The following is a 9,796-nucleotide window of genomic DNA, read 5'->3' as shown; positions in this document are numbered from 1 at the left end:
ACGCGACCCCCGCCGCCGCGGGCGGCGCGGTGAGGCTCAGGGTGAGCGTGCTCGACGCACCGTCCACATGGTCGAGGACCAGCACGGTCGTGTCCCCGGGACCCCGCACGGCCGCCGCCACCCGGCGGACGTCACCGAGCACCGGCAGCAGCACGGACAGGGCATGCGGGCCGACGTCCCACAGCGCGCCCTTCTCCTGCCGCCAGGGCGAGGCGGCGAACGGGCTGTCGCTGGTGAACACCGAGCCCAGCCACTCGGCCCGAGCGGTGAACCAGCCCTCGGCGGCGGCCTGTTCGGCGATCCACGCCTCGGTCTCCGGCAGGAAGCGGGTGGTGAAGAACACGACCGACGCGACCCCGGCCTCCCGCACCGCGTCGACCACGGCCCGCCCCTGCTCCACCGTCGGGGCGAGGGGCTTGTCCAGCAGCAGATGACGGCCCGCCCGCGCGGCCCGCACCGCCAACTCGGCCTGCACGGACGGCGGAAGGGCCACGGCCACGGCGTCCACATCCGCGAGGAGGGCGTCGACATCGTCGTAGGCCGGTACGCCGTACTGGTCGGCCAGTTCCTTGGCGGCGTCCGGGCGGCGGCCCCACACGCCCGCGAAGTCCCACTCCGCGTGCCCGGCGAGGGCGGGGGCGTGTGCCATCTGTGCCCAAGGGCCGGTACCGAGCAGTCCGATGCGCATGGCGCTGCCTCTCCATGGGGTTGATCCACGGGTTGGATCCGCGGGGTGAACCTGATGACCACCGGACTCGATCCGAGCGGCCGGTCGCCGGTGAGCGTGCCACACGAACGGGGCAGGTGCGCAAGCCCCTCGGGCGACTCACCGATTGAGCAGTCCCGCTGCTGGATGCGTTCGATTTCTTCTATTGGACCTGCGGACCCGCGCCGGAGAGGCTGGAGGACGCGCCCTGCCCGCCGCGACCCGATCGGTCGTCCGGCGGCGTGGGACGGCACGGTTCTGCGCGACGGCCGGAAGACCGGAAGAGGAGCACGAGCAATGGACACCCGCCGTATCGGTGACGTCGAGGTCAGTGCGATCGGTCTGGGCGGTATGCCCATGTCGATCGAGGGACGTCCGGACGAGGCACGCTCCCTCGCCACCATCCACGCCGCCCTCGACGCAGGCGTGACGCTGATCGACACCGCGGACGCCTACCACCAGTACGCCGACGAGGTCGGACACAACGAGACCCTGATCGCCAAGGCCCTCGCCTCCCACGACGGTGGCGCGGACGTCCTGGTCGCCACCAAGGGCGGGCATCTGCGCCCCGGGGACGGCAGTTGGACCCAGAACGGCAGCCCCGCCTACCTCAAGGAAGCCTGCGAGGCATCCCTGCGCCGACTGGGCGTGGAGGCCATCGGGCTCTACCAGTTCCACCGCCCCGACCCGACGGTCCCGTACGCGGACTCCGTCGGCGCGGTGCGCGAACTGCTCGACGAGGGCAAGATCCGGCTCGCCGGGATCTCCAACGCGAACCCGGAGCAGATCCGGCTCGCGAACGAGATCCTCGACGGGCGGCTGGTCTCCGTACAGAACCAGTTCTCCCCGGCCTTCCGCTCCAGCGAGCCGGAGCTGGACCTGTGCGACGAACTCGGCATCGCGTTCCTGCCCTGGAGCCCCCTCGGCGGCATCGCCCGCGCCGGTGAACTCGGCTCCGCCTACGCCCCGTTCGCCAAGATCGCCGAGAAGCACGGCGTCAGCCCGCAGCGGGTGTGCCTGGCCTGGATGCTCGCCAAGTCGCCGGTCGTCGTGCCGATCCCGGGCGCCAGCCGCCCCGAGACGATCCGCGACTCGGCCGCCGCACCCGAACTGACGCTGTCCGCCGACGAGTTCGCGGAGCTGGACGCCGCCTGAGAAGGCGGTGACGCTGGAGGTGTAGTTGCGGCGGGCAAGGGAAGAAAGCGCTTGCCCGCCAACCGGTCACAGGGGGAGGACCACCACCGATGGCGTCGTCCACGGAGAAACCGCTCGACCACCGCTACCGCGACGAACACCCGATCCGCACCCTCGCCTACCTGTTCCGCGCCGACCGCAGACGCCTGGCCCTGGCCGTCGCCGTGTTCACGGTCAAGCACAGCCCCATTTGGCTGCTCCCGCTGATCACCGCGTCCATCATCGACACGGTCGTCCAGCACCAGCCGGTCAGCAGACTCTGGATCAGCACCGGCGTCATCCTGTTCATCCTGCTGATCAACTACCCACTGCACGTCCTCTACGTCCGCCTCCTCTACGGCAGCGTCCGCCGCATGGGCACCGACCTGCGTTCGGCACTGTGCACCCGGATGCAGCAGCTCTCCATCGGCTACCACTCCCGGGTCAGCGCCGGAGTCCTCCAGGCCAAGGTCGTACGGGACGTGGAGACCGTCGAGCAGATGGTCCAGCAGACCGCCGAGACCGGGCTCGGCGCGATCACCGTGCTCACCGGCGGCCTGGTCATCATCGGCTTCCGCACACCGGAGTTCGTGCCCGTCTTCGTGGTCGTCGTGCCGGTGGCCGCGCTGCTCGTCTCCCGGCTGCGGGCCCGCCTCCGCACCCACAACGAGCACTTCCGCCATGAGGTCGAGACCCTCTCCTCGCGCGTCACGGAGATGACCCGCCTCATCCCGGTCACCCGCGCCCACGGCCTGGAGGGCAAGGCCCTGCGCCGCATGGACGGCACCCTGCGCAGGCTCCTCACCTCCGGGAACCGCCTCGACCTGCTCAACGGCCGCTTCGGCTCACTGGCCTGGGTCGTCCTCAACGTGGTCGGCGTCCTGGTCCTCGCCGGTGCGGCCCTGGTGTCGTACTACGGCGTCTGGGGAGTCACCGCAGGCGACGTCGTCATGCTCAGCGCCTTCCTGACCACCCTCACCAACTCCACCACGACCCTCGCGGGCCTGGCCCCGGTCATCACCAAGGGCCTGGAATCGGTCCGTTCGGTCGGCGAGGTGCTCCAGGCACCCGAGTTGGAGGACAACGAGGGCAAGGCGGAGGTCGGCGCGGTACGCGGAGCCGTCGCCTTCCGGAGCGTCGGCCACACCTACGACGGCGGCCAACTCCGGCCTGCCGTGCGCGACTTCACCCTCACCGTCGCACCCGGCGAGACCGTCGCCCTCGTCGGCGCGTCCGGCGCCGGCAAGTCCACGGTCCTCAACCTCGTCATCGGCTTCATCCGCCCCACCGCCGGCCAACTCCTGCTCGACGGCACCGACATGAACACCCTCGACCTGCGCACCTACCGCCGCTTCGTCTCGGTCGTCCCCCAGGAGTCGATCCTCTTCGACGGCACGATCCGCGACAATGTGGCCTACGGCATGGACGACGCCGACGAGGAGTCGGTGCGCGCGGCGCTGCGTGACGCCAACGCCCTTGAGTTCGTGGAGAAGTTGCCGCAGGGACTGGAGACCCTGGTGGGTGAGCGCGGGGCCCGGCTGTCCGGCGGACAGCGTCAACGCCTCGCCATCGCACGGGCGTTGATCCGGGACCCCAAGGTGCTCGTCCTGGACGAGGCGACCTCGGCCCTGGACACCCGATCGGAGGCGCTCGTCCAACAGGCTCTCGCCCGACTGCTGTGCGGCCGTACGACATTCGTCGTGGCGCACCGGCTGTCCACCGTCCGGGGCGCCGACCGGATCGTGGTGATGGGCGACGGGGAGATCCTGGAGGTCGGCACGCACGACGAACTCCTGCGCCGGGGCGGGGCGTACACGGCGCTGCACAGCGGGCAGGTCGCCTGACCGGATCTCTTGGCGGTGTGCTCGATCCGGAGCCGGGCGTACGGAACCGAAGGCGGCGCGCCCTCGCGCAGAACCGTCAGGGGAGCGCCACTTCGGGAACCCTCCTGCCGTGGAACGCCGAGCGGTACGCCTGCGGGCTTGTGCCGACCACCTTGCGGAAGCGCTCGCGGAACGCGGTGGGGGAGCCGAACCCGGCCTGCTGGGCGACGCGTTCGATCGGGTGGTCGCTGTTCTCCAACAGGTACTGGGCGCGTCGGACCCGGGCGCGCAGCAGCCACTGGAGCGGTGTGCTGCCCGTCTGTTCGCGGAATCGGCGGCTGAACGTCCGCTCGCTCATACCCGATCGCGTCGCCAGTGCTCCCAGGGTGACCTCGTGGGAGAGGTTGTCCTCGATCCACTGAAGGAGCGGTTCGAGGGTCGAGCCCTGCGGGACGGGCGGGTGCCGGTGCACGATGAACTGGGCCTGACCGCCTTCGCGTTCGAGCGGCATGACCGAGAGGCGGGCCGCGTCGGCGGCGACGGCCGAGCCGTAGTCCCGGCGGATGAGGTGCAGACACAGGTCGAGCCCGGCGGCGGCGCCCGCCGAGGTGAGGATCTGTCCGTTGTCGACGTACAGCACGTCCGGTTGCACCTCGACCAGCGGATAGTCGCGGGCCAGCAGATCCGCGGCGATCCAGTGGGTGGTGGCGCGCAGCCCGTCCAGCAGCCCGGCCTCGGCGAGCACGAAGGCGCCGACGCAGATCGACACGATCCGGGTCCCCGCCGCTGCCGCCTCCCGCAGCGCCGCCAGCACCCGCGCGGAGGGCGGCCCGGCCTGCTCCGAGCGGCCGGGGACGATGACGGTGTCGGCGTCTGCCAGCGCTTCCAGCCCGTGGTCGACCCGCAGCGCGAACGCGTCCGTCCGCACCTCCGGCGTCTCGGCGCACACCCGGATCCGGTACGCGTTCCGGCCGTCGGGCAGCCGGGTGCGGCCGAACACCTCCATCGGGGTCGCCATGTCGAACGGCACCACATGGTCGAGGACGAGGATCGCAACGGTATGCATGAACACCACGATAGGCAGATTCCCGCCAGCCCGGTGACGCTGCCCCATGCCCTTGAATCCTGACCAGAGGGGTTGGCGGGAATCCGTTGGAAGCTGTCGTTCCAGCCCCTGTGCGGTCGGACAGGACATCCCTAGCCTGGGCCGGTGACCAAGATCCTTCTCGCACTGCACGTGCTGGCCGCCATCGTCGCGGTCGGCCCCGTGACCGTCGCCGCCAGCATGTTCCCACCGGCGGCCCGCCGCGCTCTCACCGGTACGGACGGTCCCGACGCGGGGGTGACGACCGTACGGCTGCTGCACCGCATCTGCCGCCTCTATGGCGCGGTCGGCCTCGCGGTGCCCCTCTTCGGCTTCGCCACCGCCTCCGCGATGGGCGTCCTGGGCAGCGGCTGGCTCATCGCCTCCATCACCCTCACCGCGGTGGCGGCCGGCATCCTGATCGCCTTCGTTCTGCCGCGCCAGGACGAACTCCTGGAGGAACTGGACGCGCGGCGGCCCGTGGAGCGCGCCGGGACCGTCCAACTCGCCATGTTCACCGGCATCTTCAACCTGCTGTGGGCCACCGTCACCATCCTCATGATCATCCGTCCCGGATCGACCACGGGCGCCTGACCGGTCAGCCCGTGGCGCGGACCAGGAGGAGCGCGACATCGTCGTCGGGCTCCGGGCGCAGCGCGTTGAGGAGCATGTCGCTCGTCTGCTCCAGGGGGCGCCGGGAACTCTGCAGCAGCCGCGTCAGCGTGTGCAGTCCCACGTCGATCGACTCACCGCGGTTCTCCACCAGCCCGTCGGTGTACAGGGCGAGCAACGCGCCTGTGGTGAAGTCGACTTCGGCGGTCCCGAAGTCCACCCCGCCGACACCGAGCGGGACTCCGCCGGGGATGTCGAGGAGTTCCGCGGTCCCGTCGGGGCGGATCAGGACGGGCGGCAGATGCCCGGCGCTGGACAGGGCGCAGGTGCCCCGGCCGAGGTCGACCACGCCGTACGCGCAGGTGGCGATCGTGTCGCCGAGGGAGGCGGTGAGGTCGTCGAGGTGGTGCAGCAACTCCGCGGGAGGGAGGTCGAGTCGGGCCAGCGCGCGGGTCGCGGTGCTCAACTGGCCCATGATGGCGGCGGCTTGGACGCCCTTGCCCATCACGTCGCCCACGACGAGCCCGGTCCGGCCCGGCCCCAGCGGCAGCACGTCGTACCAGTCGCCCCCGACCTCGCTCAGCGCCGGCAGATAGCGGGCGGCGATGTCGAGCCCCTCCTGCCGGGCCGGGGCCGGCGGCAGCAGACTGCGTTGCAGGGTCAGCGCTGTGGTGCGCTCACGGCCGTAGAGCCGGGCGTTGTCGATGCAGATCGCGGCGCGCGCGGCGAGTTCCGAGGCGAGGACGCGGTCCTGCTCGTCGAAGGGGCGCTCGTTGACGGTGCGGTAGAGGCTCAGCGTGCCTAGCACCTCGCCACGGGCGATCAGTGGGACGGCCAGGTAGGAGTGGACGCCCGCCGTGCGCAGGGTCTGGGCGGCGCGGCCGTCTCTGGCGATGCGCCGCATCATCGGGGGGTCCACCCGCGCGACCAGGATCGGCCCTGCCTCGCGGACGCACTGGGTGATGATGCGGTGGGGGCCGTAGGTGGCCAGTTCGCCGACCGGGTCCGCCGCGTGGATCGCGTCGGTGAGGTATCCGGCCGCGACGGCCAGCGCCCGGAACTCGACCTGCGCGTCCCCGGCCACCGGGGTGATCCCGCCGTGCGCCACGACCGACTCCAGTACGTCGACGGCCGCCAGGTCGGCCACATGCGGCACCGCCACGTCGGCCAGCTCCCGCGCGGTCTGCTGGAGGTCCAGCGTCGTCCCGATCCGCACCCCGGCCTCCGCGACGACGGACAGGTGCTGGCGCGCCTGCGCGACCTCGGCCGCCGCCTGCTCCCGTTCGGTGACGTCCAGAACGGCCATCGCGAGACCGAGCACCCGGCCCTGCGCGTCCTCGATGCGGTGATACGACTCCGAGTACGCCCGCTCCACGACATCGGCCGCCGTACGGCCCACGCTCTGCTGGTCGAGCAGCGGCTTGCCGGTGATCAGCACATGCCGCATCCGTGACTCGATGGCCGCCACGTCAAGACCCGGCAGCACCTCGCCGACCCGGCGCCCGACGACCTCCGCCTCCGGTACGCCGTTGATGCGCTCCAGGGCCGGGTTCACCGTGACCCACCGCAGATCGGTGTCGAACACGGCGATGCCCACCGGTGTCTGCCGCACCAGGCTGTGGGACAGCGCAAGGTCCCGTTCCACGCCCCGTACCGTCGTGGCGTCCGCCGCGAGACCCAGCAGATGCGCCTGCCCGTGGCTGTCGCGCAGCCGCATGGTGCGGAACTCCACGAGCCGCTCGGTGCCGTCCCGGTGCAGCAGCGGGAAGACCCCCGCCCAGCGGGCACCCGAGCCCACCTGGGCGAACAGCTCACGCGCCCGGACCCGGTCGTCGGGCGCCACCAGCAGCCGGTCGGCGCGCTGGGTCAGCGCCTCCTCGGGGGAGTAGCCGAGCAGCTGCTCCGCCTCGGGACTCCACAGCGCGATGTACCCGCCGGCGTCCAGGACCACCGCCGCGACCCGCAACAGGTCCAGCAGCCCTCCCGAGGCGGCCGTGACGCCGTCCCCGGCACCGTAAGCGTCCATCCCTGCCGCTCCTTCCGACGGGGCACGGCACCGTCAGGATCCGAACCGCGGGTCATCCGATTACGGCACAGCCCGGCGCGCCCGGCAACACCGTGGTGAGGGGAGAGGCTGTGGGAGAGCGGAGGGGGCCGTATGGAGCACGTACCCGTGCGGGCGCCGGCAAGCACCCGGATTCTGGTCGTGCCCCGTCCCCACTGTCACCACCAGCCCCTTGCCCCCACTGCCCCCGGGACCCACCATGCCCTTCCCGCTCCGCCTCGTATCCCTCCTGGTCGCCACCTGCGTCGGCGCCCTCGTACCCGCGTCCCCCGCCGCGGCCGACGACCACTCCCTCCAACGCGGCCTCGACGAACTGGTCGCGGCCCCGGGCGGCCCGCCCGGCGTGATCGTCGTGCTGCGCGACGGCGACCGGCAGCGCGTCCTGCGGGCCGGTACCGCCGACCTAACCACCGGACGCCCGCTCGAACCGGACGACCACACCCGGACCGCGAGCACCAGCAAGGCGTTCAGCGGGGCGGTGGCCCTGAGTCTCGTACGACAGCACCGGCTCGCCCTCGGCGACACGATCGGCCACCGGCTGCCCCAACTCCCCAAGGCCTGGCGGGCAGTGACACTGCGTCAGCTGCTCCAGCACACCAGCGGACTCCCCGACTTCAGCCAGAGTCCGGAGTTCCGGAGCCTCATCCAGGCCGACCCGCACCACCACTTCGACTCGCGGCACCTGCTCGACTTCGTGGCGGGCGAGCCGCTGCGGTTCGCGCCCGGCTCGCGGTACCAGTACTCCAACTCCGACAACATCGCCGTGGCGCTGATGGCGGAGGCCGCGACCGGTGCGCGCTACGAGGATCTGCTGCGGCACGACGTGTACCGGCCGCTGGGCCTGCGGGACACCAGCCTGCCGCAGGGGTACCGGCTGCCGGAGCCGTACATGCACGGCTACGCGGTCGGCGGACCTTCGGGACCCGAGGACGTCAGCGAGACCATCGGCATGTCGGGGGTGTGGGCGTCCGGCGGCATCACCTCCTCGCCCCGTGACCTGGCCGCGTTCATCAGCGGCTACGCGGCAGGAGCCCTCACCTCCGAGGCGGCGCTGCGGGAACAGCGGCACTGGATCCCCGGCGCCTCCGAACCGGCGGGACCCGGCCGCAACAGCGCGGGACTCGCCCTCTTCCGCTACGACACCCGCTGCGGGGTCGTTCTCGGACATACCGGAAACACCCTTGGTTACACACAGTTGATGGCGGCGACCCCCGACGGCCGGCGCGCGCTCACTTTCTCATTGACAACTCAGGTGAACCAGGCGGGGAACCCCGCTCTGCTGAGCAAGGTGCGGGCGGTCGAGGAGGACGCGGTGTGCAGCCTCCTGGGGACATACGGGTCGTAACACCACAGGAGCACCGAGCGCTTCCGGCATGCCGCACCATGAGTGCGTGCACACGCGACTCACTCACCAACGGCAGGACGAGCGGGCGGCGTTCGCGCTCGCGGACGCGCTGGGACGCGCCGGGGCCGACGTCGTGCCCGACGTGTGGCCGACAGCCGCGGACGGTGCCCCCGATCCGGAGACCGTCGTCGTCCTGCTGTGGTCGGCGGCGTGGGGCCGAACGCCGACGGAACCCGGGCTGCTCGGCGCGCACGTGCCTGTCCGACTCGACGACACGCCGCTGCCGTCCGCCCTGGCCGGGCTGCGCCACGTCCGGCTCGCCCAGGGCCGGGGTCGTGTGTCGGACGAGGCGGCGGCGATGATCGTGCGCCTCGGCTTCCCGGCCCTCGTGCCGCCGCTCCCCGTCCGGGGCAACCCCACCGAAAGCACCTTGGCGATCAGCGACTTCGGTCCGCTGGGGCTGTTCGCGAGCTGCCCGCGGTGCGGCGGGAGCAGCGAACGGCTGCGCCCGTACGTCACGGTCGACCATCACTACGACCGGGCGCTGCGGCTGGTCGTCTGTGGCGCGTGCGACTGGCAGGACGGCTGCGAACTGTGACTCTGGTGAACCGTTTCCGCTACTTCAAGCGACCGTGCTGTCCGACCCGTTGACGAGGCCTTCCCTCTCCGGGGCGGCGGGCAGGGCCAGCCACTCCGCGATGGTGCGGGCGATCGGCTGGCCGGTGTCCGCCTCGACGAAGCCGAACTGGCCCGACTGGTTGCACTCCAGGAACCACCAGGTCCCGTCTCCGTCCTCGGCGAAGTCGAAGGCGCCGTAGGCCAGTTCGGCGTCGCGCAGATACGTCCGGACGGCCTCGGCGATGCGCGGCGGGACCTCGGTGGGGCGCCAGGGCTGCGTGGGAGCGGCGAAGCGGACGTCGACCTCGGCGGGATCCGCGTCCGCGGCGGTCGCCGTGCGGGCGGCCAGCATCCGGTCGCCCACGACGGT

Annotated in this window: 8 protein-coding genes and 1 pseudogene; 5 read left to right on the top strand and 4 right to left on the bottom strand. The window is 71.8% G+C overall.

What is annotated here, in order from left to right; genetic code table 11:
• Window positions 1-688: Gfo/Idh/MocA family protein (locus R6V09_RS36895; protein ID WP_317885839.1), on the bottom strand; the 688-nt coding region annotated here is incomplete at its 3' end.
• A gap of 315 nt (window positions 689-1,003) precedes the next feature.
• Here R6V09_RS36895 and R6V09_RS36890 point away from each other — a divergent pair.
• Both R6V09_RS36890 and R6V09_RS36885 read left to right on the top strand, forming a co-directional pair.
• On the top strand, window positions 1,004-1,861 hold the full coding sequence (locus R6V09_RS36890; RefSeq protein ID WP_317885838.1) for an aldo/keto reductase: 858 nt from the start codon (window positions 1,004-1,006) through the stop codon (window positions 1,859-1,861).
• A gap of 89 nt (window positions 1,862-1,950) precedes the next feature.
• Entirely contained in the window at window positions 1,951-3,723 is a 1,773-nt protein-coding gene (locus tag R6V09_RS36885; protein WP_317885837.1) for an ABC transporter ATP-binding protein, read from the top strand.
• Between the two features lie 76 nt (window positions 3,724-3,799).
• On the opposite strand, the gene R6V09_RS36880 is transcribed toward R6V09_RS36885, so the two are convergent.
• The gene (locus R6V09_RS36880) at window positions 3,800-4,768 is read right to left on the bottom strand and encodes a GlxA family transcriptional regulator (protein WP_317885836.1); all 969 of its coding nucleotides are present in this window, start codon (window positions 4,766-4,768) and stop codon (window positions 3,800-3,802) included.
• 144 nt (window positions 4,769-4,912) lie between these two features.
• Here R6V09_RS36880 and R6V09_RS36875 point away from each other — a divergent pair, with 144 nt between their 5' ends.
• Window positions 4,913-5,380 carry a hypothetical protein gene (locus tag R6V09_RS36875; RefSeq protein ID WP_317885835.1) on the top strand — a complete coding sequence of 156 codons (468 nt, stop codon included), beginning with the start codon at window positions 4,913-4,915 and terminating at the stop codon, window positions 5,378-5,380.
• Window positions 5,381-5,384: 4 nt separating this feature from the next.
• Here R6V09_RS36875 and R6V09_RS36870 read toward each other — a convergent pair whose 3' ends face one another.
• Window positions 5,385-7,424 (bottom strand): SpoIIE family protein phosphatase, encoded by a 2,040-nt coding sequence (locus R6V09_RS36870; protein WP_317885834.1) that lies wholly within the window; start codon window positions 7,422-7,424, stop codon window positions 5,385-5,387.
• Window positions 7,425-7,662: 238 nt separating this feature from the next.
• Between R6V09_RS36870 and R6V09_RS36865 the strand changes: the two genes are divergently transcribed.
• Both R6V09_RS36865 and R6V09_RS36860 read left to right on the top strand, forming a co-directional pair.
• Window positions 7,663-8,808, top strand: coding sequence for a serine hydrolase domain-containing protein (locus R6V09_RS36865; protein ID WP_317885833.1), 1,146 nt, complete (start codon window positions 7,663-7,665; stop codon window positions 8,806-8,808).
• A gap of 46 nt (window positions 8,809-8,854) precedes the next feature.
• A complete protein-coding gene (locus R6V09_RS36860) occupies window positions 8,855-9,406 on the top strand; it encodes a hypothetical protein (protein WP_317885832.1) in 552 nt (183 codons plus the stop codon).
• A gap of 24 nt (window positions 9,407-9,430) precedes the next feature.
• Here R6V09_RS36860 and R6V09_RS36855 read toward each other — a convergent pair.
• Window positions 9,431-9,796, bottom strand: a pseudogene (locus R6V09_RS36855) (ATP-grasp ribosomal peptide maturase); the annotation flags it as partial.

Source organism: Streptomyces sp. W16 (genome assembly GCF_033194735.1).
Taxonomy (GTDB): Bacteria; Actinomycetota; Actinomycetes; order Streptomycetales; family Streptomycetaceae; genus Streptomyces.
The sequence above is the reverse complement of the archived record's forward strand: the minus strand, read 5'-3'. Positions and strand labels throughout refer to the sequence as shown.

What these genes read in the sequence shown, in the direction of transcription:
- R6V09_RS36870 (WP_317885834.1), bottom strand. Translation starts at nt 7,424, where the DNA reads ATGGACGCTTACGGTGCCGGGGACGGCGTCACGGCCGCCTCGGGAGGG.
- R6V09_RS36865 (WP_317885833.1), top strand. Translation starts at nt 7,663, where the DNA reads ATGCCCTTCCCGCTCCGCCTCGTATCCCTCCTGGTCGCCACCTGCGTC.
- R6V09_RS36880 (WP_317885836.1), bottom strand. Translation starts at nt 4,768, where the DNA reads ATGCATACCGTTGCGATCCTCGTCCTCGACCATGTGGTGCCGTTCGAC.
- R6V09_RS36885 (WP_317885837.1), top strand. Translation starts at nt 1,951, where the DNA reads ATGGCGTCGTCCACGGAGAAACCGCTCGACCACCGCTACCGCGACGAA.
- R6V09_RS36890 (WP_317885838.1), top strand. Translation starts at nt 1,004, where the DNA reads ATGGACACCCGCCGTATCGGTGACGTCGAGGTCAGTGCGATCGGTCTG.